Annotated in this window: 21 protein-coding genes; 12 read left to right on the top strand and 9 right to left on the bottom strand. The window is 74.8% G+C overall.

From position 1 onward, the window contains the following. Positions 1–59 precede the first annotated feature (59 nt). Positions 60–797 carry a VOC family protein gene (locus tag C0216_RS32615; protein WP_114059381.1) on the top strand — a complete coding sequence of 246 codons (738 nt, stop codon included), beginning with the start codon at positions 60–62 and terminating at the stop codon, positions 795–797. 91 nt (positions 798–888) lie between these two features. On the opposite strand, the gene C0216_RS32610 is transcribed toward C0216_RS32615, so the two are convergent. The 3 genes from C0216_RS32610 to C0216_RS32600 form a co-directional block, all read right to left on the bottom strand. Further along, positions 889–2091, bottom strand: a complete 1203-nt coding sequence (locus C0216_RS32610; protein WP_114059380.1) for an NAD(P)/FAD-dependent oxidoreductase — start codon at positions 2089–2091, stop codon at positions 889–891. A gap of 171 nt (positions 2092–2262) precedes the next feature. Further along, positions 2263–3480 carry an esterase/lipase family protein gene (locus tag C0216_RS32605; RefSeq protein WP_246043022.1) on the bottom strand — a complete coding sequence of 406 codons (1218 nt, stop codon included), beginning with the start codon at positions 3478–3480 and terminating at the stop codon, positions 2263–2265. A gap of 289 nt (positions 3481–3769) precedes the next feature. Beyond that, on the bottom strand, positions 3770–4390 hold the full coding sequence (locus C0216_RS32600; protein WP_114059378.1) for a PadR family transcriptional regulator: 621 nt from the start codon (positions 4388–4390) through the stop codon (positions 3770–3772). A gap of 170 nt (positions 4391–4560) precedes the next feature. Between C0216_RS32600 and C0216_RS32595 the strand changes: the two genes are divergently transcribed. From C0216_RS32595 to C0216_RS32585, 3 genes are all read left to right on the top strand, one after another. Continuing rightward, positions 4561–5502, top strand: a complete 942-nt coding sequence (locus tag C0216_RS32595; protein WP_114059377.1) for an ATP-binding cassette domain-containing protein — start codon at positions 4561–4563, stop codon at positions 5500–5502. Then, positions 5499–6344, top strand: coding sequence for an ABC transporter permease (locus tag C0216_RS32590; protein ID WP_114059376.1), 846 nt, complete (start codon positions 5499–5501; stop codon positions 6342–6344). Before C0216_RS32595 ends, C0216_RS32590 begins: the two co-directional genes overlap by 4 nt. A gap of 65 nt (positions 6345–6409) precedes the next feature. After that, positions 6410–7060: a DUF5701 family protein gene (locus tag C0216_RS32585; protein ID WP_114059375.1), complete on the top strand. Its 651-nt coding sequence runs from the start codon at positions 6410–6412 to the stop codon at positions 7058–7060. An 84-nt stretch (positions 7061–7144) separates the two neighbouring features. Here the strand turns inward: C0216_RS32585 and C0216_RS32580 are convergent, their stop codons facing one another. The 3 genes from C0216_RS32580 to C0216_RS32570 all read right to left on the bottom strand — a co-directional run bounded on the left by C0216_RS32580 (position 7145) and on the right by C0216_RS32570 (position 11794). Continuing rightward, a complete protein-coding gene (locus C0216_RS32580; protein WP_246043021.1) occupies positions 7145–9688 on the bottom strand; it encodes a D-alanyl-D-alanine carboxypeptidase in 2544 nt (847 codons plus the stop codon). 179 nt (positions 9689–9867) lie between these two features. Continuing rightward, positions 9868–10362 (bottom strand): hypothetical protein, encoded by a 495-nt coding sequence (locus C0216_RS32575; protein ID WP_162793384.1) that lies wholly within the window; start codon positions 10360–10362, stop codon positions 9868–9870. Between the two features lie 118 nt (positions 10363–10480). Continuing rightward, positions 10481–11794 (bottom strand): peptide ligase PGM1-related protein, encoded by a 1314-nt coding sequence (locus tag C0216_RS32570; protein WP_114059373.1) that lies wholly within the window; start codon positions 11792–11794, stop codon positions 10481–10483. Positions 11795–12065: 271 nt separating this feature from the next. On the opposite strand from C0216_RS32570, the gene C0216_RS34185 reads away from it, so the two are divergent. The 8 genes from C0216_RS34185 to C0216_RS32535 all read left to right on the top strand — a co-directional run bounded on the left by C0216_RS34185 (position 12066) and on the right by C0216_RS32535 (position 21328). Continuing rightward, positions 12066–12179, top strand: a complete 114-nt coding sequence (locus C0216_RS34185) for a pheganomycin family RiPP precursor (RefSeq protein ID WP_216827151.1) — start codon at positions 12066–12068, stop codon at positions 12177–12179. 93 nt (positions 12180–12272) lie between these two features. After that, on the top strand, positions 12273–14270 hold the full coding sequence (locus C0216_RS32565; RefSeq protein ID WP_114059372.1) for a RiPP maturation radical SAM C-methyltransferase: 1998 nt from the start codon (positions 12273–12275) through the stop codon (positions 14268–14270). Then, the gene (locus C0216_RS32560; RefSeq protein ID WP_114059371.1) at positions 14267–15457 is read left to right on the top strand and encodes a glycine amidinotransferase; all 1191 of its coding nucleotides are present in this window, start codon (positions 14267–14269) and stop codon (positions 15455–15457) included. The genes C0216_RS32565 and C0216_RS32560 overlap by 4 nt, the downstream gene beginning before the upstream one ends. Then, a complete protein-coding gene (dpgA, locus tag C0216_RS32555; protein ID WP_114059370.1) occupies positions 15454–16539 on the top strand; it encodes a 3,5-dihydroxyphenylacetyl-CoA synthase DpgA in 1086 nt (361 codons plus the stop codon). Before C0216_RS32560 ends, dpgA begins: the two co-directional genes overlap by 4 nt. A 53-nt stretch (positions 16540–16592) precedes the next feature. Next, positions 16593–17381, top strand: a complete 789-nt coding sequence (dpgB, locus tag C0216_RS32550; protein ID WP_114059369.1) for an enoyl-CoA-hydratase DpgB — start codon at positions 16593–16595, stop codon at positions 17379–17381. Positions 17382–17532: 151 nt separating this feature from the next. After that, positions 17533–18804: a (3,5-dihydroxyphenyl)acetyl-CoA 1,2-dioxygenase DpgC gene (gene dpgC, locus C0216_RS32545; protein WP_428985511.1), complete on the top strand. Its 1272-nt coding sequence runs from the start codon at positions 17533–17535 to the stop codon at positions 18802–18804. Then, a complete protein-coding gene (locus C0216_RS32540; protein ID WP_114059368.1) occupies positions 18801–20129 on the top strand; it encodes a PLP-dependent aminotransferase family protein in 1329 nt (442 codons plus the stop codon). Before dpgC ends, C0216_RS32540 begins: the two co-directional genes overlap by 4 nt. Beyond that, on the top strand, positions 20126–21328 hold the full coding sequence (locus C0216_RS32535) for a cytochrome P450 (RefSeq protein WP_114059367.1): 1203 nt from the start codon (positions 20126–20128) through the stop codon (positions 21326–21328). The genes C0216_RS32540 and C0216_RS32535 overlap by 4 nt, the downstream gene beginning before the upstream one ends. 31 nt (positions 21329–21359) lie before the next feature. Here C0216_RS32535 and C0216_RS32530 read toward each other — a convergent pair whose 3' ends face one another. The 3 genes from C0216_RS32530 to C0216_RS32520 are packed head-to-tail and all read right to left on the bottom strand — an operon-like array spanning position 21360 to position 26043. After that, complete coding sequence (locus C0216_RS32530; protein WP_114059366.1) at positions 21360–23177, bottom strand: ABC transporter ATP-binding protein; 1818 nt, start codon at positions 23175–23177, stop codon at positions 21360–21362. Further along, a complete protein-coding gene (locus C0216_RS32525) occupies positions 23174–24970 on the bottom strand; it encodes an ABC transporter transmembrane domain-containing protein (protein ID WP_246043019.1) in 1797 nt (598 codons plus the stop codon). Before C0216_RS32525 ends, C0216_RS32530 begins: the two co-directional genes overlap by 4 nt. After that, entirely contained in the window at positions 24967–26043 is a 1077-nt protein-coding gene (locus C0216_RS32520; protein ID WP_114059364.1) for a methyltransferase, read from the bottom strand. Before C0216_RS32520 ends, C0216_RS32525 begins: the two co-directional genes overlap by 4 nt. Positions 26044–26287: the final 244 nt, after the last annotated feature.

The raw sequence follows: 26287 nt of genomic DNA, 5'->3' as shown, positions 1-26287 counted from the left end.
CGCCGTCCACGCCCCTCCGGCCGGCGAGACCGCCGAGACCGCCGCCTAGGATCCGCGGTATGGCAACACGACTCGTGCAGATCAACATGAAGGCGCAGGACGACTCCGCGCTCGGCCGGTTCTGGGCGGAGGTGCTGGGGTGGGGCGTCGACAGCGAGGCGCCCGGGGTGACGAACCTCGAACCGGTGGGCTTCTCCTATCCTGACCCGTCGGCCGTCTGCATCGACCTCATCGCCCGGCCGGAGCCCAAGACGGTGAAGAACCGGGTGCACATCGACCTGGCCACCGCCTCGGCCGCCCACCAGGCCGAACTGGTGGGCCGCCTGAAGGATCTGGGGGCGGTGCTCGCCGACGTGGGCCAGGGCGACGTCCCCTGGACGGTCATGGCCGACCCGGAGGGCAACGAGTTCTGCGTCCTGGAGCCCCGTCCGGTCTACCGGGACACCGGGCCGATCGCCGCGGTGGTGGTCGACTGCGCCGACCCGCGGGCCATGGCCCGGTTCTGGGGCGAGGCGACGGACTGGACGGTGGCCGAGGCCGCCGACGACCACGCGTCGCTGCGTTCCTCCCAAGGCGTCGGCCCGTACCTGGAGTTCGTCCGGACGCCCGACGCCAAGACGGTGTGGAACCGCGTCCACCTCGACATCGCCCCCTACCGCGGGGACGACCTGGAGGCGGAGGCCGCCCGGCTGCGCGCCCTCGGCGCCACCGACCCCGGGATCGACCAGTCCTCGATCCACTGGAAGGTGCTGGCCGACCCGGAGGGCAACGAGTTCTGCCTCCTCACCCCGCGCTGACGGCCGGTGCGGACCCGTGGCGCCGGTGCGCGCCGCGGGTCCGCGCCCGCATCCGTACGCGGCCGGGGGCGCGGCCGGGGCCGGGCCCCGGTCAGGCCGCCGCCCCGGAGGGGGCGGCCGCGGGCGCGGTCTGCGCCGCGGGCGCGGTGCGGCGGCGCCGGGTCGGCATCCCCAGGGTCGGGTTGGCGACGCCCCAGGTCGCGCCCTTGCAGATGATTTCCTTGTAGAGGGCGGCGGTGCGGCCGGTGAGGGCCTTCTCGACGGCGCGGTCGTCGGCGGTGACGAACTGGATGAGGCCCTCCTTCCGGCCCAGCGAGATGCACTGCTGGTAGTAGCGGATCGGGACGTGCGGCACCTTCACGCCGGCGAGCCGGGCGGCGATGGCGTCGGCGGCCTGCCAGGCCATCGGCACGCCCGAGGCGCAGGACATGCGCAGCGGCCGGTCGTTCGGGCCGAGGGCCATCGCGGCGTCGCCCACCGCGTAGACGTCGGGGTGCGAGAGCGAGCGCATGGTGGCGTCGACGGCGATCTGCCCGCCGTCGGTGAGTTCGAGGCCGGTGGCGCCGGCGATCGGGTGGACGGCGAAGCCGGTGGTCCAGACGGTGGCCGCCGAGGGGAGGTCCGTCCCGTCGGCCGTGGTCACCCGGTCTGCGGCGACGGCGGCGGCCTGCGTGTGTTCGTGGACGGTGATGCCGAGGCGGTCGGCGACCTTCCGCAGGTGGTCGCGGCCCTTGCGGGACAGCCAGTCGCCGAGGGCGCCGCGGGTGAGCAGGTGCACGTCGAGGTCGGGGCGGGCCTCGGCGATCTCCGTCGCGGCCTCCAGGCCGGTCAGGCCGCCGCCGACCACGACCACGGGCCGGCCGGCCTCCAGGGCGGCCAGGCGCTCGCGGAGCCGGAGGGCGCCGCGGCGGCTGGACACCTCGTGGGCGTGCCGGGCGGCGCCGGGGACTCCGCCGTCGTTCCAGCCGCTGCCGAGGGCGTAGACCAGGGTGTCGTAGGCCAGCTCCGCAGGCCCGTCACCGCCCCGGACCGTGACCGCCTTGCGGTCGACGTCGACTGCGGTGACCTCGGCGAGCTCCAGCCGCACGCCCGTCCCGGCGAACATCTCGTCGAACGGGCGGGGCCGGAGCTCCTGGCCGGCGGCGAGCTGGTGCAGGCGGACCCGCTCGACGAAGTCGGGCTCGGCGTTGACCAGGGTGATGGTGACGTCGTCGGCGTGGAGCCGGCGGGCGAGGCGGCCGGCGGCGACCGCTCCGGTGTAGCCGGCGCCGAGGACGACGATGCGGTGCTGCATGTCCGTGCTCCTGTCTGCTCGGGATCCGCCGTGGTCCGGCGTGGTCTCGCACCTTGAACCGGACGGCCTTGCGATCCCTGACAGGGTTGCGCTGTGACCTGCATCACATCCGGCCCGCCCCGGGCCGCTCTCCTGCGGGCCGGGCCGGGGCGGGCCGGGGGGTCGGGTCGGTCAGCCGGGCAGGCGGTCGAGGACCCACTCGCCGATCTCGGGGGTCATGGCGCTGTGCGGGTCGTTGGAGGTGGAGAGCATGTAGTCGTCGAGCTCGGACTGGTCCGGGGGCAGGTCGTCGATGTCGGCGTACAGGTCGTCCTGCTGGTCGAGATCGCGGATGGCGACCGCGCTGACGGACGGGACGAAGCACACCGACCGGTGGACGAGGTCGACGCGCTCGCCGAAGGAGGCGAGGGTGTCGGCGATGATGCCGAAGGACTCGAGGGTGCCGCCCGGCGCCCCGTCCAGCTCGGGGAACCCGCTCGTGGTGATGGTGTGCGGGCCGCCGAGGAGGCCGTTCAGGACAGCGACCTCGGCCTTCTCGCCCTGGGACTGGGCGAGGAAGTGCGTACCGTCGAAGAGCGGTCCGGCGCAGCTGAGCGTCTTGTCCCCGGCGCGGACGCCGTTGCCGGAGCCGTCGCCGCGGCCGCTGGCCACGCCGAGCAGCCGCGGGACGCGGGGCCAGCCGCCGAGGCGCTGGAGCTGCTCCTTGAACTCGCGGCGCATCGGGCTTTCCTGCGGGGTGCCGTCGAGGGCGTCGAGGTGCCGCCACAGCATCTGCTGCGAGGCCGGGCTGCTGATCTGCCGCAGGTAGGTGTCGTTGCCGGTCTGGGCGAGGTAGTGGGCGAAGGCCTGCAGTCCGACCGGCACCCACGCGCCGCGGTGCGGGCTGTCGAACGACACGTAGACGGCGGTGCGGTGGTCGATGCGCTGTGCTTCCATGTGCGCGAGCGCGTAGCGGGCGACGATGCCGCCCATGCTGAACCCGCCGACGACCAGCCGGGCGTCGCCGATCTGCTCGGCGACGGTCCGCAGGATGGCGGCGGTCATGGTCTCGGAGTTGCGCAGGATCGACTCGCTGCGCTCGTCGAACCCGACGAGGACCAGCGTGCGGCCGCGGCGCCGGAGCTCGCTGACGAAGGGATACCGGCCGTTCTCCAGGCCGTCCCAGAGCCGGTCGAAGTCGGTCGGCCCCATGTTGAAGCCGTCGGCCAGGACGACCGGCCGGACCATGCCCTGGCGGCCTTCGCCGTAGTAGACGCGGGCGCTGCCGTGCGGCAGCTGCCACGTCTCGTCGGCCGGCGGCGCCGGGGAGACGGCAGGCCCCTCCAGCGGGGTCACGAGTCCGACGGATCCTGCGAACTTCCTGGCGTTTTCCTTCTTGGCGTCGGCCACAGAGGTCCCTTTCCACGGTGGTGGTCGGCAGTGCAAGGGACATGCTGGGGCGGGGCATACGGCACTTCGCATATGCCACGCACGGTCTTCACCGCATCGGACGGGCGTGCGCCGCCTGCGGAAGACGCCGGACACGCCGGAGCGCGCCGGGGTACACAGGGGCGCGAGCAGGCACGGGGGGCGTGGCGGGATCGCGCCCCACGGGCGCGGGAGCGGGCGCGGGCGCGGCGCACCGTACCGCTGAGCCGGGCTCGGCCGCCCGGACGTGCCCGTGCGGCGTACGGCCCGTTCAGCGGGGGGCGGCGTACGGGTTCGGCTCGCCGTCCGCGAGGACGGCGACGAAGGGCTCGCCCTCCCCGGCGAAGGTGTAGGCGCCGCCCTCGATCCGCTCGATCAGGCCGTTGGTCCAGGCGGCCTCGCTGTCGGCCGAGTGCACCCACATGTTCATGATCTCGCCGATGTGCCCGAGCTGCCCGGGGCCGTTCTCCGGCGTGTAGTACTCGGTGACCGCGGACCGCCACTGGTCGAGCCGGGCGATCCGCTCCCTCAGGAGCGCGACGGCCTCCTCGCGCGGCAGGTCGACGATGAAGCCGATGCCGGCCGACAGGACGTCCATCTTCTGGTCGTACGAGGTCAGCGACTGGCGCAGCAGCGCGAAGTACTCCTCGGCGCCCTGCTCCGTCATCTCGTACTCGACGCGCGGAGGGCCGCCGGCGGTGCTCGGGGCGACCTCGTGGGCCAGGAGGAGGCCCTCCTTCGCCATCTGCTTGAGCGCGTGGTAGATCGAGCCCGGTTTGGCGTTGGACCACTCGTGGGCGCCCCAGAACTCCAGGTCGTTGCGGACCTGGTAGCCGTGTGCGCGTCCGTGCTGGCGGACCGCGCCGAGGACCAGCAGCCGGATCGCTGACATGGGCGTCTCCCTTCAGGACAGGTTCGACCAGCGTAGGCGGCGGGGGCGGGGCCGCCGGCGGCGAGGGCCCGCGTCCGCGATGCAGTGCTAATCAAGTTTGACTAATCGACTCGGTCATCGTACCTTCTTGTTCGCTAGTCAAGTTTGACCACTGACGGAAGGCTTCTGCTGTGACCGACCGCGATCCGGCGATCCTCGTCGAAGGCCTGCGGAAGAGCTACGGGGCCAAGCGGGCCCTGGACGGGCTGGACCTCACGGTCCGGGCCGGGACCGTCCAGGGGATCCTGGGCCCGAACGGCGCCGGCAAGACCACGGCCGTGCGCATCATGTCCACGCTGCTGCGCCCCGACGAAGGACGCGTCGAGGTGGCCGGGGCCGACGTCAGGACCCGTACCGACGAGGTCCGCGCCCGCATCGGGCTGGTCGGCCAGAACGCCGCCGTGGACGAGGAGCTGAGCGGACGCCAGAACCTGGAGCTCTTCGGCCGGCTCCACCGGCTCGGCGCGCGCGGCGCCGCACGCCGGGCAGGCGAGCTGCTGGCCCGGTTCGGGCTCGCGGACACCGGCCCCAAGGCCGTCAAGCAGTACAGCGGCGGGATGCGGCGGCGCCTCGACCTGGCGGCGGCCCTCATCTCGCAGCCGGAGGTGCTCTTCCTGGACGAGCCGACGACCGGGCTGGACCCGCGCGGCCGCACGGAGGTGTGGAGCGCGGTGCGCTCGCTCGTCGACGGCGGCACGACCGTCCTGCTGACCACCCAGTACCTGGAGGAGGCCGACCAGCTCGCCGACCGGATCACGGTCGTCGACCACGGCAGGGCCATCGCCGAAGGCACACCGGACGAGCTGAAGTCGGCCACCGGCGGCGACCGCATCGACGTCGTGCTGCACGACGCGGCCCACCTGGCGCGCGCGGCCGCCCTCCTGCCGGGCGAGGCGGTCGTGGACGAGGACCTGCGCCTGGTCAGCGCCGCCGTCACCGACCGGATGGCAGCCCTGACCGGGACCGTACGGGCCCTGGAGGCGGCCGGCATCGAGGCGCGGGACATCGCGGTGCGCCGGCCCACCCTTGACGAGGTCTTCATGCACCTGACGAAGAAGGAGGACGCGGCATGAGTACGGGTCCGGTGCTCGGCGCGAGCGCGGCGCACGGCACGGGCACGGGGACGGGCACGCGGCTGGGCTGGGCCGCCGCCGACTCGTGGACGATGACCAGGCGCGAGCTGATGCACTGGGCGCGCGAGCCGGCGCAGGTGGCCGTCGGGCTGGTCTTCCCGGTGATGATGATGCTGATGTTCGGCTTCCTGATCGGCGGCGGCCGGGGCGTCGACGGCGACTTCACGGCCTACCTGGTGCCCGGCATGCTCGCCATGACGATGGCCTTCGGCCTGGAGGCGACCATGCTGGCGGTCACCCAGGACCTCGGCAAGGGCGTCATCGACCGGTTCCGGTCGCTGCCGATGGCCTCCGGCGCGGTCCTCGTCGGCCGGAGCACCGCCGACATGCTGCAGTCGGCGGTCGGCCTCACCGTGATGATCGCGGTCGGGTACGCGATGGGCTGGCGCTGGCACCACGGGACCGCCGCCTTCCTGGCGGCCGTGGGGCTGCTGTTGCTGCTGCGGTTCGCGATGCTGTGGGTCGGCATCCACCTGGGGCTGGTCGCGGGCAAGCCGGAACTGGTGCAGGCGGTGCAGATCCTGGTGTGGCCGGTCGGCTTCCTCTCCAACGCGATCGCCGCGCCCGGATCGATGCCGGCCTGGCTGGGCGCGGTCGTGGAGTGGAACCCGCTGTCGGCGACCGCCACCGCCGTGCGCGGCCTCGTCGGCAGCCCCGGCGGCACCGGCGGCGGCTCCTGGGCCGCCGAGCACGCCGAACTCCTCGCCGTGGCCTGGCCGGTGGCGCTGATCGCGGTGTTCTTCCCACTCGCGGTGAAGCGGTTCCGGGGCCTGAGCCGCTGAGTCCGCACCCGCCGCGCTCCTCCCCCTCCCCCCTTTATGCCGGATCACGAAGACGAGGAAGTCCCTTGCCCGAGACCGTTTCCGCTGCCCTCCCGCTCCCGTCGCTGCACGCGCAGGCCGAGCGGCTGATCGAGCTCGGGGTGCCCGAGCAGGCCGGGATCCCCGCCGAACAGCTGCGGGCGTACGCCGCCACCGCCGGCGGCGACGGCGGGGATCTCCTGCTGGCCGTCCACCCGGACCTGGCGCCCGCCTCCGCCCTCGCCCCGCTGCTCCGCCGCGGGGACAAGCCCGGGTTCGTCGTCACCGACATGGCGGACGTCGACCGGTTCACCCCGGACGGCATCGACCTGCCCGACGCGCCCCTCTACCTCGTCGCCGGCCCCGACCGCGGCGACCGGATGGCCAACTGGAGCCCGGAAGAGGCGCTGCCCGCACTCCACCGGGAGGACCGCACCCCGCTGCTGCTCACGGAGGGCATCCACTGGCTGATCCAGCAGCCCGCCGTCCTGGAGCGCAACCGCTGCTTCATGACCATCGGCTCGCGCCTGCGCAAGCCGAACGGCAGCTTCGACGCCCGTACGCCGGCCATCTGGATCAGCAACGGCACCGGCCGCGACGGCCGCGAGCGGCGCAACGCGCCCAAGGTCGGCTGGTGCTGGTGGAACAACCGCCACACCTGGCTGGGCTTCGCCTCCACCACCGGCCGCCGCCCCTGAAGCCCGCCCGACACCGGCTCGGAGTAGGGCACCGGTGCCTCGGCGGGGATCCCGCCGAGGCACCGGCCTCAGGCGCGGCGGGCGTCAGCGCAGGCGGGTGAGGCGGGTGCCGAGGGAGGGCTCCTCCAGGGCGGTGCGGACCGCCACCGGCACGCTCTTCGCGCCGTCGCCCTCGCCGGCCGTCAGGGTGCCGACCTGGGTGCCCGCCTTCGCCTCGCGCCGCAGCGGCGACGCCCCGGGGGACAGCGTCAGCTTGAACTGCTGGCCCGGGACGGCGATCGCGTTCAGGTCCTTGGCCGCCACGAGGGGCGTACGGCCGCCGAGCCCGTCGTCCACGTACCCGACGACGTCGCCCTTGCGGACGAGCGGCGCGGATGCCAGGGCCGAGCGCACCGCCTCGATGATCTTCTTGCTGTTGGAGAGCACCAGGGCCAGGCTCTTCGTGGCGTTCGGGTCGGAGCCCTCCACCCGCTGCTCCATCAGCGTGCCCAGGATCAGCGGGGTCTCGTCGCCTACCGACTTGTACGCCGCCCACATCAGCGCGCCGCCCGCCGGCGTGCTGGAGCCGGTCTTGATGCCGCGGACGCTGAGGCCCTGCGCGGTCAGCAGCGTGTTGTTGTTGACCAGCGGCTGCGGCAGCCCCTTGATGGGCGCGCTGGGCATGGCGACGATCGAGCGGAACACCTCGTCCTTCATCACCGCCTCGGCCAGCTTCAGCTGGTCGGCGGCGGTGCTGACGGTCCCGGCGTCCAGGCCGCTGGGGTCGGTGTACGTGGTGTCCTTCATCCCGAGGTCCCGGGCCGCGGCGTTCATCTTCTCCACGAACGCGGCCTCGGAGTCGGTGCCGGTGTCCCAGCGGGCCAGCAGGCGTGCGGCGTTGTTGCCCGACGGGATCATCAGCATCTTGAGCATGTCCAGCTGGCTGAACTTCTGGCCGGCGGTGAGCCCCTCGATCCGGGACTCGTCCTCCGACTTCCCCTCGGCGACGGCCTTCGCGTCGACCGTGAGGGAGGGGCCGGGCTCGTTCTTGCGCAGCGGGTGGCCCTTGAGGATCACGTAGGCCGTCATCACCTTGGCGACGCTGGCCGTCGGAACGGGCTTCTGCTCGCCGAACGAGCCGACCTCGCCCGAGCCGGCGACGCGGACCGCGCCCTGGCCCATGGCGGGCCACGGGACGGAGAACTGCCCGTCGACGGTACGGGTGGTCTCGGCGGCCACGAGCCGGGGCGCGGGCAGCGGGCGCAGGAGCTGCGCGCCGACGAGGCCCCCGGCGAGGAGCAGCACCCCGGCCGGCGCCCACAGCCTGGCACTGCGCAGCAGCGGGCGGCGCCGGGCCTCCGTGTGCGGCAGCCGTACCGCCGGCAGGTCCAGCGGCGGCGGCTGGTACGCGGCGGGGGCCGGGGCCGCGGGCTGCGGGCGGGGGGCCGGCCGCGGGGCGGCGGGCCGGGTCGCGTTCGGCGACGCCGGGGCGGCGGGCCTGGGGGCGGCGGGCCCGGGGGTGGTGGGCCCGGGGGTGGTGGGGCGGGGCGCTCCCGGCGCCGGAGCGAGGGGGCGGGAGGCGGTCGGCGCCGGGCCGGAGGGCCTCGGGGCGGCGGGCTTGGGTGCGGCGGGCGCACGGGTGGTGGGGGGCTGGAAGGCGGCGAAGCGGGTCGTGCGCTCGGGGTCGTCCTCCTCCGCTTCCTCCGTACGCGCCCACGCGGGCCGCTTCCGGCCGTCGCTGCCGGACGCGTCGGGCCGGTCGCCCCGGGCGGGCGGCTCGTCGGTGTCCTCCGCCGCGGGCGCGGGGCCCGGCTTCGGCTCCGGCTCCGGCTTCCGGGACAGCGCCGCGGCGTCCGGGGCGCGGAAGACGAGGGTCCGCGTGTCGTCGTCCGCGGCCGCCGGAGCGGGCTCGGCCCCGGCGCCGGCGCCGTCCGCCGGTGCTCCGGCGGGCGGCGCGGACTCGGTGCCGGGCTTCGCGGCCGGCTCGGCGGGGGTGGCGGCCGGGCCGCGCGGCGGCTTGGTGAACACCAGCGTCGCGTCGTCCTTCGCGCCGTCCTCGGGCGCGGCCGCGGTGCGGCCCCCGGGCGCGTCGTCCGGCTCGGGGCGGGCCCCGTCCGCGGAGTCCGCGGGATCGTCCGCCGCCTCGGCCTCGGGGCGGTCCCCGGGAGCGGGCGACGGCGCCGCTACCCGGGGGTCGGCCGCCTGCTCGGGCTGCGGGCGGGCCTCGTCGCCCTCCGCCCCGGTGTCGGCCGCCGCCGGGTCGTCGGGGTCGCCGGCGGTGTCCGCCTGTCCCGCCTCGGCGGCCGGGGCCTGCGCACCGGCCTCGGCGTCGGCGTCGGCATCGGCTGCGGCGGCGGCCTTCGACGGGTCGGGGTCGGCCGCGGGTTCGCGTCCGGACTCGGAGGCGGTGTCCTCGGCGGGCCCGCGGTCCGGTGCCCCGGCGGGGGGTGCCGGGGGCGCGGCGCCCGTGTCACCGTCGGCGTCCGCCTCGGGGGACTCGGCGGCAGGCGCGGCCTCGGCCGCGGCCTCGGCCGACGCGGCCGCGGTGTCCGGTTCCGCGTCCGCGGCCTCCCGGCCCGCCCCCGGCGCGGCCGTCCTCTCGCGCTCCGGGTCGTCCGGAGAGCCGCCCGCCACCGTTATCGCCTTCATCCCAGCCCCGCCTTGCCCTCACACCGTGCAGTTACGTGCGGCGCGGCCCCTGCGGAACCGCGCCGCACTGATAGATGTACGCAGGGCCCCGCGCGTTCCCGATCGGAGCCGTTCGGCGTGCCGCACCGGCGGGTACGCGGTCTCGTACACGGTGGATCAGCTGTCCGGCGGCCGCCGGATCAGTCGAAGCGGTGCCCCTGGACCAGGATCGTCCGCTTCCCGTCGGGTCGGACCAGGCGGTACTTCCTGATGCCCGCGTAGCGGCGGCCGAACCGGAACAGTGTCAGCCCGGCGACGAACCCGACGGCGACGAGGGGCACGAGGACGGCCATGGGGTTCATCGAGGGGTCGTCCTCCTCCCTGACCTGCCCGCCGAGGTGGAAGGCCATGGGGAGGGTGACCAGCAGCGACAGCAGCAGCACGCTGCCGACCACCAGGTAGGCCATGCGCTTGCGCCGGGCCTTGGCGGCGCACTCGACGGTGGCGGTGAAGTCCTTGCGGCACCGCGGGCACGAGAAGGCGACCGGCTCCTCGCCCTCCCGCGGCCGGCGCATGTCGGGTGACGACAGCCTCGCCACGCTCCACTTCACCGTCGTCAGACTGCCCTGGCTCTCCACGCTGACCCGGCACCCGACGCTCAACTCGTAGCGGTCGCCCAGCACCAACTCGTCCACCCCCCGACGGTTCCCCACCCGCTTCGCGAGCAGCGGATGAAGCGGGAGCGTACCGCCCTGCCCGGTCCCGCGGACCCCCCCTCGACGCAATCGGGTCCGCTTCCCCGCGCGGGCCCGGTCAGGCGGCGGGAGTGAAGAGCCGGGCGACCTGTTCCTCCCGGCGGAGGGCGGCCTCGACGGTGTCGTCCGCGAAGCAGAGCATGACGCCCTTGCGGCCCGGGTGGTAGGCGGCCAGGATGATCGCGCCGCGGCGGGTGGCGGGGTCGTAGGCGTGGCCGGAGTCGCGGAGCCGGGTGAGGGCGTCGGTGAAGGAGGGCACCTCCCAGTGCCGGGGCCACACGCGCTCCAGCAGGATGCGGTCGGTGCCGAAGCCCGGGCCGACGACCCGCTTGCCGACGATCTCGTAGATGTGGGTGGAGCCGGTGGCTCGGCCGTTGTACTCGGTGAAGAAGACATCCCCTTCCGGGGTGAGGACGGCGTCGGCGCTGAGGATGCCGCGGTAGCCGATCGCGCGGAGCCCCTGCGAGATGCGGTGTCCGCCGTCGAGGAGTGCGTCGAGCTGCCGGGCGGTCAGGTCCGGGGCGGGCATGACCTGGGCGTTGGGCAGGGGGCGGTACTGCATTTCGCCGTGGCCGCCGAGGCGGATGCCCGCGTCGGAGATCCAGTACTCGGCGAAGTAGGCGCGGCTGCCGGGGTGGTAGCGCTCGACGACGAACCGGTCGCGGCCGCCGACGGTGAGCCAGTCCCAGCGCTCGGCGAGGTACGCGGTGACCGCCGCCCGGTCGGGGAGGGCGCGTACGGCGCGTGCGCCGCGCAGGTCGACGTCGGCCGTGCGGCCGAGGATCTCGTTGCCGTCGCTGCCGGAGCCGAAGTCCTGCTTGAGGATGACGGGGCATCCGTCGTCGAGCAGGCGGACGATGTGCTCCTCGGCGCGCCGCGGATCGGCGCAGACCGCGCCGTCCGGGAGGGGGGCGCCCACGCCGGCGGCCAGGGCGCGGAAGACGGCCTTGCTGCTGCCGAGGAGTCCGCCGCTCTGCGTGAGGAAGGCGTGCCCTTCGAGGGCACCGGGGCAGCCCAGGGCGTCGGCGGCGGCCGCGACGGCGGCGTCGGGCCACAGGGCGAAGACCTCGCCGACGGGCCGGCCGGCGGTCCGCTTGCGCAGCTCGGCGACGAAGGCCGGGTCGGTGAGCCGGTCCGCGGTGAGGGCGCCGGTGCCGAGGCGGCCGGGCGGCGGGACGACGACCTCCAGGGAGTCGCGGCGGGTGCCCGTCAGGGAGGTGACGTAGGAGAGGAACTCCTCCTCCGGCGGAACAGGCAGGACGAGGACGTCCCCGTCGCGGGCGAACCACAGCAGGCGCTGCACGGCCCAGCCGGTGCCGGCCGGCTCTTCCAGTTCCTCGCTCCAGTCGTTTCCGATGAGCAGTCGCAGCATCCGGCAGTACTCCCCGTGGTCGCAGTGCCCTTTTCCGGCGGCGGGCGAGGCGATCCGGCCCGGCCGGACCGGCCCATTGTGAAAACCGGCGTGAGAAACCGTCAAGAGCGCCTCTCCCGACTCCGAGGCCCCACGGGAATCGGCCGGATGCCGCCCGGCCGGATGCCGCGGTGGCCGGATCGCCACCTTGTTCGCCGCTGGCGGGCTTCCTACGATCGTTGACCGTTCACCGACGGAATCTCATGTCCGGATATGAGGAGGGAGGTGAACCATGGAGCGTGAAATCGTCTGGACCGAGATCGAGGACGCGGATGTCGCGGAGATCGTCTCGGACAGCAATGTGAAGGACATCGGCATCGTTTCGGCCAGCAACGTCAAGGACTGAAACTGAGCCGCGGACCGACCAGTGCGCGACCCGGGTCCTTCCCCGCCCGCCGGGGAGGGGTCCGGCCTGCCGGAGCGGACGTACGGAGGAATCGTGTCAGGCGGCGGTGAGCTGAAACTGATCGACCAGCCCCTGTTCCCACCGGACTGCGTCCCGGCGAGGCCGCTGAGGATCGGGCTGGTGAACATGCCGTGGGCGCGCACGGACACCCCTTCCATCCAGTGCGGGCTGCTCCAGGCCGCGCTCCGCTCCTTCGGCCACGACGCCCGGAGCGTCTACCCGAATCTGGAGCTGGCCGCCGAACTGGGGACGGGCCTTTACGAGGTGATCACCGAGGCCCCTTCGGAACGGGTCCACCTGTTCGGCGAATGGCTCTTCGGTACGGCGGCCTTCGGGGTGACCGAGGACGTGGAGGATTACCGGCTGCGTTTCCCGGAAGTGGCCGAAATGTGCGCCGAAGCGGGCGCGGACTGGGACAGCGTGGCCGATTTGCGCGGACGCCGCCTTCCCGCGTGGATCGACGAACTCGCCGCCCGCGGCATGTGGTCGGAATTCGACATCGTCGGATTCACGTCGACCTTCATCCAGAACGTCGCCGCGCTGGCTCTCGCGCGCCGTCTGAAGGAGGCCCGCCCCGAATTGATCACCGTGTTCGGCGGCGCGAACTACGACGGCGACATGGGGCCGGAGTACCTGAGGAATTTCGACTTCATCGACTACGTGGTCGTCGGCGAGGGCGATGTGACGCTGCCCCGGCTGGCGGCGGCCGTCGCGCGCGGCGCCGACCCGGCCGCCCTCCCGGGCGTCTGCGGCCGCACCCCCGACGGCCGGGTGACCACCCCCTCCCCCGGCGCCCGCACCCGCGAGATGGACCAGCTGCCGATCCCCGACTACGACGACTACTTCACCGCCCTGGACGCCCTCGGCCGGGACCGCGTGATCGGCCGCAACACGCAGCGGCTGCTGGTGGAGTTCTCCCGGGGCTGCTGGTGGGGTGCGAAGCACCACTGCACCTTCTGCGGGCTCAACGCGCTGGGCATGCAGTACCGGGCGAAGTCCCCGGAGCGGGCGCTGGCGGAGTTGGAGGAGCTGATGCGCCGGCACCGGGTCCTCGCGGTCGACGCCGTCGACAACATCCTCGACATGGCCTACCTCGACACCTTCTGCTCGGGGCTGCGCGGGGCCCCGTGGGACACCGCCCTGTTCTTCGAGGTGAAGGCCAACCTCACCCGGGACCAGGTGCGCCTGCTGTCCGAGGCCGGGGTGTGGAAGATCCAGCCGGGCCTGGAGAGCCTCAGCACGCACGTCCTCGGGCTGATGCGGAAGGGCTCCTCACGGCTCCTCAACGTCCGGCTGCTCAAGTGGGCGCACTACTACGGCGTCCGCGTCGACTGGAACGTGCTGGCCGGCTTCCCCGGCGAGACCGACGAGGACTACACCGGCCAGGCCTCCCTCGTACCGCTGCTGACGCATCTGGAGCCGCCCGCCGGCGTCGGGAGGATCTGGCTGGAGCGGTTCAGCCCGTACTTCACCGACCCGTCCTTCGGGATGGGCGAGATCAGGCCGAAGAGCGCCTACCGGCTGGCGTTCCCGGTGCCCGGCCTGGACCACGGCCGGATCGCCTACTTCTTCGACTACCGGGCGCCGGAGGTGGCCTCCCCGGACGCCGTCGCCGAGCTCGCCAAGGCCGTCGAGGCGTGGGGGCGGGAATGGGCCTCCGCGGACCGGCCCACCCTCACGTACCGGCGGGGGCCGGACTGGCTGACCCTGTTCGACACGCGGGGCGGCCGGCGCCGCAAGACGACCCTCGCCGGGTGGCGGGCGCGGGCCTACGAGCTGTGCGGCGACGCCCCGCGCAGCGCCGCCCGCATCCACCGGGAACTGGGCGGCGAGACCGGAGCGGACGGCGGGGCCGTGGGGCGGGCGGAGGTCGAGGAGTTCCTCGGCTCCTGCGTGGCGCACGGCATCTGCCTGGAGGAGGACGGCAAGTACCTCTCCCTGGCGCTGCCGCTGCGGTCCGGGCTGCCCGCCCTGCCCGGGCGCACGGCGGCCGGGACGGGCACTTCGAGCGAGCGAGGGAGCTCACGATGACGCTGAACAGCTTCGACGAATGGTCCCCGCTCAAGGAGGTGGTCATCGGCTCGGCGGCGCACTACACCTCCCACGAGCGGGAGCTGTCCTTCGACCTCTTCTTCCACGACAACATCGCCGGAGACAACACGACGCGCTCCGAGTGGTACTACCCGCGGCTCACCGTCGGCGGGGCCGGGCCGGGGGGTGCCGGGCCGGGGAGTGCCGGACCGGACGGGTCCCGCCGGGGGCGGGTGCCCATCAAGCAGCGCTACGTCGACGAGCTCGTCGAGGACCTGGAGGGCATCGCGGCGGCCCTGACCGCCCTCGGGGCCACCGTGCTCCGCCCGATGGACCTCGACCCCGGCACCAGCGAGGTGCGCACCCCCGCGTGGTCCGCGTCCGTCGTCCCGCCGCTGAACATCCGCGACAACACGCTGATCCTCGGCGACGAGATCATCGAGACGCCGCCGATGATCCGCTCCCGCTACTTCGAGACCCAGTTCCTCACCCCCGTCTTCCAGCGGTACTTCGCGCAGGGCGCCCGCTGGACGGTGATGCCGCGCCCGCTGATGACGGACGCGTCGTTCGACCTCGACTACGCCCGGGAGAGCACGATCGGCGGCCCGACGGAGCCCATCGGCACGCCGAGCCCCTCCCCCTACGACGTCGGCATCGAGATGATGTTCGACGCGGCGCAGGTGCTGCGGCTCGGCCGCGACCTCGTCGTCAACGTCTCCACCGCGCACCACGCCCTGGCCTGCGACTGGCTGGAGCGGCACGTGGGCGACCGGTTCCGGATCCACCGCGTGCACCGGCTCAGCGACAGCCACATCGACAGCATGGTCCTCGCGCTGCGGCCCGGCACCCTGCTCGTGCGCTCGGAGGCCGTCGCCGAGAAGCTGCCCGAGGCGCTGCGGAAGTGGGACCGGATCGTCGCGCCCGCCCCGGAGGGCGACAACTTCCCCCGCTACGAGGACGAGGACCTGGTGCTGACCAGCCCGTTCATCGACCTCAACGTGCTGTCCGCCGGCCCGGACACGGTGCTGGTCAACGAGGCCTGCCCGGAGCTCGCGAGGACCCTGGAGAAGCACGGTTTCACGGCGGTTCCCGTCCGGCACCGGCACCGGCGGCTGTTCGGCGGGGGCTTCCACTGCTTCACCCTGGACACGGTGCGCGAAGGCGGGTTGGAGGACTACCTCGGATGAGCCTGCCGGACACGGGGACCGCAGCCCGGCTCGCCGGGGTCGGCACGGCCGTCCCCGACACCAGCTACAGCCAGCGCGAGCTGCTCGACCTGCTGGCCGTCACCGATCCCCGGGTCCGCTCGCTCTTCCTGAACAGCGCCATCGAGCGGCGCGGCCTGACCCTCCCGGCCGCCGGCCCCGACGGCTCGCGGGCGGTGGAGACGCAGGGCGAACTGCTGCGCAAGCACACGGAGCAGGGGCTGCTGCTGGGGCGGCGGGCGGTCGAGAACTGCCTCGCCGACACCGGGGCGCGGCTGTCGGACGTGCGCCACCTGTGCTGCGTGACATCGACCGGCTTCCTGACGCCCGGGTTCTCCGCACTGCTCATCAAGGAGATGGGCCTCGACGTCGACTGCTCGCGCCTCGACGTCGTCGGCATGGGCTGCAACGCCGGGCTCAACGCGCTGGGCGCGGTCACCGGCTGGGCCCGCACGCACCCCGGGGAGCTGGCGCTGCTGGTGTGCGTGGAGGTGTGCTCGGCGGCGTACGTCTTCGACGGGACGATGCGCTCCTCCGTCGTCAACAGCCTCTTCGGGGACGGCGCGGCGGCCGTCGCCGTCACCGCGCCGGGCGGCGGCGGCCCGGCTGCGGGCGGGGCCCCGGCGCCGGCGCTGCTGCGGTTCTCCAGCCGGATCATCCCCGACGCCGCCGACGCGATGCGCTACGACTGGGACGAGGGGCACGGAAAGTTCAGCTTCTGGCTGGACCCGGACATCCCGTACGTCGTCGGCGCGCACGCGGAGGCGGCGCTGGGGCGGCTGCTGCACGGTACGGGGCTGCTGGCCTCGGACATCGGCCACTGGGTGGTGCACTCCGGCGGCAAGAAGGTCGTGGACTCCGTCCGGGTCAACCTGGGGCTGACCCGGCACGACGTCCGGCACACCACCGGCGTGCTGCGCGACCACGGAAACCTGTCGAGCGGCTCCTTCCTCTTCTCCTACCAGCGCCTGGCGTCCGAGGGCGCGGTCCGCCCCGGCGACCTGGGGGTGCTGATGACGATGGGGCCCGGCTCGACGATCGAGATGGCGCTGGCGCGGTGGTGACCCGCACCCCGGGCCGCACGGCGGGCGGCGGCGCGACGACGAAGGGAACTGCGATGCGGACGCACGACACGCTGCCGCCGCCCGCGGAGGGCGAACCGGCCGACGGGACGGCGAGGACCGTGCCCGACGGCCCCGCGGACGGGCTGTGCACCACCCTGGAACTGGACGCCCGGCAGCCGCTGCCCGAGCTGACCGCCGCCGTCACCGGCGCTTGCGACCGGGCCGAGGCGCGGGCCGACGGCTCGGTGGTCCTGCTGCGGCTGCCCGACGCGCCCGCCGGGACGCGGGCCTGGCCGGGGGAGGTGGACATCCGGCAGATCAACCGCTGGGAGCGGGCCGTGCGGAGGCTGGAGCGGCTGCCCGCGCTGAGCATCGCCGTCGCCTCCGGGGCGTGCGGCGGGGCCGCCCTCGACCTGCTGCTGGTCAGCGACTACCGGATCGGGTCGCCGGACCTGCGGCTCCTCGCGCCGGTCAACGACGGGCACTTCTGGCCCGGGATGGCCGTGCACCGGATATCCCGGCAGCTCGGGGCGGCCCGCGCCCGGCAGATCGTGCTGTGGGGCGACGACATCGACGCCGTGCGGGCCCGCGACCTGGGCCTGGTCGACCAGCTCGCGGACGACACGGAGGAGGCCGCGCACACCGCGGCCGTGCTGATGGGCCGGATCTCCGACCGGGAGCTCGCGATCCGCCGGCAGCTGCTGCTGGAGGCGCAGAGCCTGGAGTTCGACGAGGCGCTGGGCCCCCACCTGGCGGCCTGCGACCGCGAACTGCGCCGCCTGGCCGCGGCCGCGGACGCTGCGGCGGAGCCGGGCGGCACGGCGGGAGGGCCGGGTGAGTGACGGGACGGCGCGCCGGGAGGCGGACCTCCCGGCGGCCTGCCCCGACTCCCCCGGCTCCCGCGCTTCCCGCGTCGGCGGCCCCGACGCCCCCGACCCCGACGCCGTCCCGGGAGACCCGGGCTTCTGCGGGGACCCCGCCGCCGACGCCAAGCTGCTCGCCGGGTACGCCGCCGAGACCGAGCGGAGGCTCGCCCTCCTGCCGGCCCGCCCCGACCGGACCGCCGCCGAGGCCGAGCGGGCCGAGAGCCTCCACGAGGACTGCCGTGCGGTCCGGCACGCCTTCCTCGCCCGCCACGCCGACGCCGTCTACGACGAGCTCACCGCGGGGCGGACGCGCCGCCCCCGGCTGCCCGAACTGGCCGCGGAAGCCGCCGTACGCTTCCCCGGGCTCGTACCGGACGCCGCCCGACTCGGCGCGGAACGCGCAGGCCTCCAGGCGCACAAGGAGGGTCGCGAGATCGACCAGGGCATCTTCTTCGGCGCCCTGCTGCGCTCCCCGACCGCGGGCACGCACCTGATCGAGAGCATGCTGCGGCCCGCGCCGGGCTCGGCGGCCCGCCTCGCGGAGTTCCGGCGCACGGACCGGCTGGAGCTGCCCGCGGTGCTGCTCGAACGCCGCGGCGAGGGGGCGTACGTCACCTTCCGCAACGGCCACTGCCTCAACGCGGAGGACGACCGGCTCATCGCCGACCTCGAAACCGCCGTCGACGTGGCCCTCCTCGACGACCGGATCCGCGTCGGCGTGCTGCGCGGCGGGCCCGTCACCCACCCGCGCCACGCCGGGAGGCGGATCTTCAGCGCGGGCATCAACCTCAAGGAGCTGCACGCGGGCCGGATCTCCTTCGTGGAGTTCCTCCTCGGCCGGGAGCTCGGCTACGTCAACAAGCTGGCCCGCGGCCTGCTGCGCGAGGGGCCGGCCGCCGCCGGCGGAGCCACGGCCGGCAAGCCGTGGGTGGGCGTCGTCGACGGGTTCGCCATCGGCGGCGGCATGCAGCTCCTTCTCGTCCTGGACCGCGTCATCGCCGAGGAGGGCGCCTTCCTGAGCCTGCCCGCCGCCGACGAGGGCATCGTCCCGGGCCTGGGCAACCTGCGGCTCACCCGCCTCACCGGAGCCCGCACGGCCCGGCAGGTCATCCTCTCGGGGCGCCGCATCCACACCTCCGACCCGGCGGCCGCCCTGCTGGTCGACGAGGTGCTGCCGGCCGCCGCCCTCGACGCGGCCGCCGAGCGGGCCGTTCGCGAGCTGGCCGGGCCGGCCGTGGCCGCCAACCGGGCCATGCTGACGCTGGCCGAGGAGCCCCTGGAGCTGCTGCGCGGCTACCTGGCGGAGTTCGCGGTCGTCCAGGCCCGCCGCATCCACAGCCCCGACGTGCTGGCCAAGACCGGGCGCTACCGGGCGCGTTCGGGACGGGCCCCGGCATGACCGTCCTCCCCCGCGACGTGCTGCACGCCTCGCTCCAGGACCCGGTCCTGGAGTCGATCGGCTTCCTCAACGAGATCATGGGCCGCTACCCCGACGCCCTCTCCTTCGCCCCCGGCGCCCCCCACCCGGCCCCGTACGAGGGCCTGGACACCGCCCGCTACCTGGACCGCTTCACCGCGCACGCGGCCGCGTCGGGTCTCGGGCCGGAGCGGGCGGCCCGGCTGCTGTACGAGTACGGGCCGGCCCGCGGGCTGATCAACGGGATCGTCGCCGACGCCCTCCGCCGCGACCAGGGCATCGATGCCGACCCGGACGCGCTGGTGATCACCGTCGGGGCGCAGGAGGCGATGTTCCTCGTGCTGCGCGCCCTGATCGCCTCCCCGGGGGACGTGCTGGCCGTCTCCGACCCGTGCTTCGTGGGCATCACCAGCGCCGCCAGCCTGCTCGGCGCCGCGGTGGTGCCCGTCCCCGAGGACGCCGACGGCCTCGACGTCGGCGCACTGGCCGAGGCGTGCCGGGCGGCCCGCCGCTCCGGGCGCCGCATCCGCGCCTGCTACGTCGCCCCCGACTACGCCAACCCCGGCGGCACCCGCATGGCGGCCGGGCGGCGGCCGCGGCTGCTGGAGCTGGCCGCGCAGGAGGACTTCCTCGTCCTGGAGGACAACGCGTACGGGTTCACCGCTCCCCCGGGCGCCGAACTGCCCGCCCTGAAGGCCCTGGACGGCGGGCGGCGGGTCGTGCACATCGGGACGTTCGCGAAGGTGTGCTTCCCCGGGGCGCGCGTCGGCTACGTCGTCGCCGACCAGTCCGTGTCCACCGCAGGGGCCGCGGCCGTCCCGCTCGCGGCGGAGCTGGCGCGGCTGAAGACCGCGGTCACCGTCAACACCTCGCCGGTGTGCCAGGCGCTGATCGCCGGGATGCTGCTGGAGCACGGCGGCTCGCTCGCCGAGCTGAGCCGGGCCAGGTCCGCGCTGTACCGGCGCAACCTCGCCCGCCTGCTGCGGGCGCTGGACCGCGAGGGCGCGGCCGGGCTGCCGGAGGGGGTGGAGTGGAACCGGCCCGGCGGCGGGTTCTTCGTCCGGATGCGGCTGCCCGTGCCGGCGGACGCCGGGCTGCTGGAGGTGTCCGCGGCCGGGTACGGGGTGCTGTGGACGCCGATGGCGCCCTTCCACCCGGGCGGCGGGGGCACCCGTACGCTGCGGCTGTCGTGCAGCTACCTGGAGCCGGAGGAGATCGACGAGGGCGTGCGGCGGCTCGGGGCCTTCCTCCGGGAGCACGCCCGGCCGCGGTCCGGAGCGGGTGCGCGGCCGGGGGGTTCCTCGTGAACAGCGGCCGCGTTCCCGTCCACCCCACCGCCCGCGACCGGGACCGCCCGTTCGACCCGCCGCCGGAGCTCACGGCGCTGCGCACCCGCGGCCCGGTCAGCCGCCTGCGCTACCCCGACGGCCACCTCGGATGGCTCGTCACCGGCCACGAGGCGGCCCGCCGGGTGCTCGCCGACCCCCGGTTCAGCGCCCGCTCGGAGCTGAAGCGGGTGCCGGTGGCCCGGCCGGGGACAGACCCGTTCTACGGCAGCCCCGCCCTGCCGGGCTGGCTCGTCGACATGGACGCGCCGCAGCACACGCGGCTGCGCCGGCACCTGATGGGCTGGTTCACCGCCCGCCGTACGCGGGCCCTGGCGCCCCGCATCGGGCAGATCGTCGGGGACCGCCTGGAGGCGATGGCCGCCCTCGGCGGCCGGGCCGACCTCGTCGAGGCGTTCGCGCTGCCCGTCCCCTCCCTGGTGATCTGCGAGCTGCTCGGCGTGCCGTACGGCGAGCGCGCCTCCTTCCAGCGCAACAGCGCCACCCTGTTCCGGATCGGTGCGACCGCCGCCGAGGCCGAGGCAGCCATGGCCGAACTGGACGCGTTCCTCACGGAGCTGGCCCGGCACCGGCGCCGGGCGCCCGGCGACGACCTGCTGAGCGCACTCGCGGCAGGGGGCGAGCTGTCCACCGCGGAGGTCGCCGGCGTGGGCGCCCTCCTGCTGTCGGCGGGGCACGAGACGACCGCCGGCTCCCTCGGGCTCGGCACGTTCGCGCTGCTGTCCCACCCGGGCGAGGCGGCCCGGCTCGCGGACGATCCGTCGCTCGCCGGGAACGCGGTGGAGGAGCTGCTGCGGTACCTGACCATCTTCCACTTCGGGGTGCCCCGCTCCCCGCTGGAGGACGTCGTCGTGGAGGGGTGCACGCTGCGCGCCGGGGAGTCCGTCACGGTGTCGCTGTCCGCCGCGAACCGGGACCCGGCGCGCTTCACCGACCCCGACCGCCTCGACCTCGCCCGCCCCGCCTCCGGGCACCTCGCCTTCGGCCACGGGGCGCACCAGTGCATCGGGCAGCACCTGGCCCGCACGGAGATGCGGATCGCGTTCCCGGCGCTGTTCGCGCGCTTCCCCGGGCTGAAGCTGGCCGTGCCGCCGTCGGAGGTGCCGCTGGGCGAGGACATGGGCTTCTACGGGGTGCACCGGCTGCCCGTGGCGTGGTGAGGGACGGAGGCCCTGCCGGCCCTGTGCCGCGTCAGCCGTGCCAGGACTTCCACAGCCGGGCGTACGCGCCGCCGCGCGCCACCAGGTCGTCGTGGGTGCCGGTCTCGGTGATGCGGCCGTCCTCCAGGACGACCACCCGGTCGGCGTCGTGGGCGGTGTGCAGGCGGTGGGCGATGGAGACGACCGTCCCGGCGAGGAGCGCGGCAAGGGCGCGTTCCACCGTGCGCGCGGTGTGCGGGTCGAGGAGGGCGGTCGCCTCGTCGAAGACGACGACCGGCGGGTCGAGCAGCAGCAGCCGGGCGAGGGCCAGCTGCTGGGCGCGGGCCGGGGGCAGTTCGGCCGCGCCGGAGCCGACCTCGTGGTCCAGGCCGAGCGCCGACGCCCACTCCCAGGCGGCGACGGCCCGCAGGGCGCGCTCCAGGTCGGCGGGGGCCGCGTCGGGGCGGGCGACGAGCAGGTTGTCGGCCAGGGTGCCGCGGAAGACGTGGTACTCCTGGGTGACGAGGATGACGCTGCGGCGCAGTTCGTCCGGCGGCAGCTGTGTCAGGGGCACGCCGCCCAGGCGGACGGTGCCCCGGCCGGGGGTGTCGATCCCGGCGAGGAGGCGGCCGAGGGTGGATTTGCCGGCGCCGGAGGGTCCCACGACGGCCAGCCGCTCGCCGGGCCGTACGTGCAGGTCGACGCCGCGGAGGCTCTCCTGCCGCTGCCGGTAGGCGAAGTGGACGCCCTGGACGTCGATCGCGGCGTCGCGGGGGCCGCCGGGCCGCGGGGCCTCGTCCGGGGCGGCGGTGGCCGGGGCTGCCGCCGCCGGGGCGGCGGCGTCGCGGACGCCGAGGATGCGGGCCATGGAGGCGCCGCCGACCTGGAGTTCGTCCATCCAGTACAGCATGGTGTCGACGGGCCCGATCACCTGCTGGACGTACAGGGTGGCGGCGGTGACGGCGGCCAGGCCGACCATCCCCTCGGTGTACATCAGCCCGCCGATGACGAGGGTGGCGGCCACGGGCAGGATGTAGCCGGTGTCCGCGATCGGCAGGTAGGTGCTGCGCAGGTTCAGGGTGTGCCGTTCGGCAGCGTACGAGGCGGCGATGTCCGCGTCGGTGCGGCGCCGGCGGCGCCCCTGGAGCCGGAGCGCCTCCACCGTGGGGGCGCCGGCGACGGTCTCGCCGAGGGTGTCGGTGAGGCGGGCGTACGCGGAGTTGGAGCGCAAGTAGCCGGCGCGGGCGCGCCGCAGGTACCAACGGGTGGACAGCCACAGCACGGGGACGGCGACGAGGCAGGGCAGCACCAGCAGGGGGTCGGTCAGGCAGACGGCGCCGATGGTCAGGGCGATGGTGGTGCCCGCCACGAGGGTGTCGGGGACGGCCCGCTGCACGGTGAGGGCGAGGACGTCGACGTCCCGGGTGGTCCGGGTGACCAGCTCGCCGGTGCCGGCCCGCTCGACGACGGGGGTGGGCAGGGCCAGCACCCGGTCGACGAACTCCTCGCGCAGGTCGGCCAGTACGGTCTCGCCGAGGCGGAGGGAGGCCAGCCGGGCGAAGCGGGTGAACACCGCCTGGAGGACGACCGCGGCGCAGATCGCGAGGGCGACCGGGGTGACGGCGAGCGAGCCGTGCGTGGCGTCCTCGACGATCCGGCCGAGGAGCTGGGGTGCGGCCAGCGCGGCGATGCAGGCCAGCGCGTGCAGGGCGAGGGACGCGGCCAGGGGGCCGCGGTGCCGGAGCATGGTCCGCCGGGCGTGCGCGCGGACCTCCCGGGGGGAGGCGACGGGCAGCCGGTCGGCGGGCGGGGCCGCGCCGGGGCCGAGGCCGGCGGCGGGGTCCGGGTCGGTGGCGGCGGGTGCGGTCATGCCAGGACCTCACGGGTGACGACGGCGCGGTAGTCGGGGTCGGCGAGCAGGGTCCGGTGGCGCCCTTCGGCGACGGCCTTGCCGTCCTTGACGAACACCACCGACTCGGCGTGTTCCAGGACGATCGGGCTGGTGGTGAAGACGACGGTGGTCCGGCCGGCGCGGTGGGGGCCGAGGTTCCGGGCGACGCGGCCCTCGGTGGGGGCGTCGAGGGCGTTCGTCGGCTCGACGAGGACGAGCAGCCGCGGGTCTGCGAGCAGGGCGCGGGCCAGGCGCAGCCGCTGCTGCTGCCCGCCGGAGAACTCGCGGCCGCCGGTGGTCTCGTGGGCGAGGCCGTCGGGGAGGGCGTCGACGACGTCGCGGGCGGAGGCGGCGTCGAGGGCGCGGAGGAGGGCTTCGGTGCGGGGGCGGTCGTCGCGGGGGTCGCTGTCTCGGGGGCCGTCGCCGCCCGGGTCGCCGTCGCGGGGGTCGCCGTCTCGGGGGTCGAGTTCGGTGCCGAGGCGGCCGGCGAAGAGGGTCGCGTCGTTGTCGGCGAGGAGGGTGTGGCGGCGTACGTCGTCGGTGCGGTGGGCGGACAGGGGCGTGTCGCCAAGCAGGACCGCGGAGTCGGTGTGGCCGCAGAGCCGTTCCGCGAGCGTACGGGCGTCCCCTTCGGTGCCGCACACGACGGCGAGGAGTCGGCCGGGCGGGACGGTCAGCCCGGAGTCGGGGTCGTGCAGCGGGAGGCCGGCCGCGGCGGCGTCGTCGTCGAGGGGGCGGGTGCCGCCCGGCCGTTCCCGTTGCAGGCGCAGGAAGTCCAGGACGCGGCCGGCGGCGACGTTGGCGCGGGTCAGCTGGTCGAGCATGGCGGTGACCTGCCCGAGCTGGTCGGTGAGGAAGACGGCGTACCCGTAGAAGGCGACGAGCAGGCCCGGTTCGAGGCGGCCGGTGCTCACCTGGTGCGCGCCGAGCCAGACGATGGCGACGAGCAGCGCGCCGGGCAGCAGGACGCGCAGGAAGGCGATGTCTGCGACGGTGGCCGCGACGCGGGTGCCCTCGGCGCGCACCGCCTGGGAGCCCTCGCGGTAGCGGCGGCCGTACGTCTTCTCGCCGCCGAAGCCGCGCAGCACGCGCAGCCCGTCGATGATGTCGACGGACAGGTCGGTGAGGGCGCCCTGCTGTTCGCGCAGCCGCTGCTGGCGGCCGTGCAGGACGCGCATCAGCCGGGTGACGGCGGCGGCGATCAGCGGGACGCCGACCAGCACGACCAGGCCCAGCTGCCAGGACGTGACCAGCATGAACACGGCGGCGAAGAGGATCGAGACGATCGCGCCGCTGCCGCGCGCCGTGCCCTCCAGGGCGGTGCCGAGGTGGCCGACGTCCGAGGCGCTGACGCTGACGACGGAGCCAGTGGAGGCCCGCCGCGGCAGGTCGGCGCCGAGGTGGGCGGCGTGGCGGACGACGAGCTGGGTGGTCCCGTACACGGCGCCGAACCGGTTCGTGATCGACGCCCGGTCGCGCAGCATGCCGACGACGGCCTGGAAGACCCCGAGGGCGAGGACCGCCCCGCCCCACAGCAGCAGTGCGTCGCGGTCGCGCTGGAGCAGCCCGCGGTCGATGCCGAGGGCGACGGCCGCCGGCACCAGCGCCTGCGCGAGGGTGCACAGCACGCCGAACAGCGTGGCCAGGACGAGGCCGGCGCGGTGGCGGGTCGCCAGCCACAGCAGGAAGCGGACCGGGGAGCCGGTGGCGGGCGCCCCCGGGTCGGCGGCGGGGAACCGGCTGCGGCCGGCGGAGGGCAACCGGCGGCTCACGGCTTGGTGCCGATGGTCAGACCGTGCTCGTAGGGGTAGCCGGTGCGGGTGCGCACGGCGTCGAAGCCGGCCCGGCGCATCCACTCCTCGTAGTCGCGGGCCGGGTAGGCCATGCCCTGGCCGCTGGCGAGCACGTTGAGGTAGAGGGAGAGGCGCGCGGAGTACCAGCCGCGGGTCTCGTCATCGGAGGCGTTGTAGCCGTAGACGAACACGCGTCCGCCGGAGGGGAGGACGGCGTGCGCCTTGGCCAACAGCTCCGTGATCTGCCCGGCGGAGAAGATCTCCAGGACGTGGCTGAAGAGGACGGCGTCCGCGCCGGGCGGGAAGGGGTCGGCGAAGAGGTCGCCGGGGTGCAGCCGGATGCGGTCCCGGGCCTCGGCCTTGGCATCGGCTGCCAGTTGGGCGACGGACGGGATGTCGAAGACGGTCGAGCGCATGCCCGGGTGGCGGGCGAGCAGCCGGGCGCTGGTGGTGCCGTCGCCGCCGCCGATGTCGAGCAGGTGCCGCACGGTGGCGAACTCCCCCGTCTCGACGAGCGCGTCGAGGCTCTTGAGGGTGAACGCGCTCATGCTGCGATGGAAGACCGCCTCCCGCTCCGGGTCGTGCGCGAGGCGGCGGTAGAGCGTCGGCTCGTCGCCGGGATGCGCGTCGAGCGCGAGGTTGGTGCCGGCGGCGAGGGCCTCGCTCATACGGGAGAAGGCGGGGTAGTAGATCTCCCGCCAGCCGGTGAGGATGTGGCGCCAGCTGTCCGGGCCGTCGGGGGCGAGGAGCTCGGCGGCAGCGGGCGCGTTGCGGTAGCCGCCGTCGGGGCCCCGCTCCAGCAGGCCGGTGGTGCACACGGCGTGCAGCAGCACCCGCAGGGAGTGCGCCGGCACGCCGACGGCGGCGTGCAGCTCCTCGAAGGAGGCGCCGGGGTGGGCGGAGAGATGGCCGAAGACATCCCATTCGAGCGCGGTGACGACGGCGTTGAAGAGGGCGGGGGCGTTCACGAGGAAGTGGAACCGCTCGGCGACCGGATCGACGGCGGCGCCGTCCGGACCGGGACCGCCGGGCGGGGAGCCCTGTCCGGGCACGCGGGCCGACTCAGGACGTCCGACCTGGCCATACGGATTCGTTCCAGCTGATGGTGCCGTGTCGGCAGACGAACTCAACGTCGCACCTCTCGTCAGCAGATCGCCGCGGCCCGCTCACGGGGGCACCACAGCCGACTCCAAGATCACGATCACGCCCTCGCATGCTGGCACACCCCCTACCCCCCGGCAACAACCGCCCGCACAATCCAGCCGCCCCCGGGAACGTCACCCCGCAGGTCCCCGC

The sequence above is a fragment of the Streptomyces globosus genome (assembly GCF_003325375.1).
GTDB lineage: Bacteria > Actinomycetota > Actinomycetes > Streptomycetales > Streptomycetaceae > Streptomyces > Streptomyces globosus_A.
This window is presented reverse-complemented; position numbering and strand designations above follow the sequence as displayed.

What these genes read in the sequence shown, in the direction of transcription:
- C0216_RS32615 (WP_114059381.1), top strand. Translation starts at nt 60, where the DNA reads ATGGCAACACGACTCGTGCAGATCAACATGAAGGCGCAGGACGACTCC.
- C0216_RS32610 (WP_114059380.1), bottom strand. Translation starts at nt 2,091, where the DNA reads ATGCAGCACCGCATCGTCGTCCTCGGCGCCGGCTACACCGGAGCGGTC.
- C0216_RS32600 (WP_114059378.1), bottom strand. Translation starts at nt 4,390, where the DNA reads ATGTCAGCGATCCGGCTGCTGGTCCTCGGCGCGGTCCGCCAGCACGGA.
- C0216_RS32590 (WP_114059376.1), top strand. Translation starts at nt 5,499, where the DNA reads ATGAGTACGGGTCCGGTGCTCGGCGCGAGCGCGGCGCACGGCACGGGC.
- C0216_RS32580 (WP_246043021.1), bottom strand. Translation starts at nt 9,688, where the DNA reads ATGAAGGCGATAACGGTGGCGGGCGGCTCTCCGGACGACCCGGAGCGC.
- C0216_RS32570 (WP_114059373.1), bottom strand. Translation starts at nt 11,794, where the DNA reads ATGCTGCGACTGCTCATCGGAAACGACTGGAGCGAGGAACTGGAAGAG.
- C0216_RS34185 (WP_216827151.1), top strand. Translation starts at nt 12,066, where the DNA reads ATGGAGCGTGAAATCGTCTGGACCGAGATCGAGGACGCGGATGTCGCG.
- C0216_RS32560 (WP_114059371.1), top strand. Translation starts at nt 14,267, where the DNA reads ATGACGCTGAACAGCTTCGACGAATGGTCCCCGCTCAAGGAGGTGGTC.
- dpgA (WP_114059370.1), top strand. Translation starts at nt 15,454, where the DNA reads ATGAGCCTGCCGGACACGGGGACCGCAGCCCGGCTCGCCGGGGTCGGC.
- dpgB (WP_114059369.1), top strand. Translation starts at nt 16,593, where the DNA reads ATGCGGACGCACGACACGCTGCCGCCGCCCGCGGAGGGCGAACCGGCC.
- C0216_RS32540 (WP_114059368.1), top strand. Translation starts at nt 18,801, where the DNA reads ATGACCGTCCTCCCCCGCGACGTGCTGCACGCCTCGCTCCAGGACCCG.
- C0216_RS32530 (WP_114059366.1), bottom strand. Translation starts at nt 23,177, where the DNA reads ATGACCGCACCCGCCGCCACCGACCCGGACCCCGCCGCCGGCCTCGGC.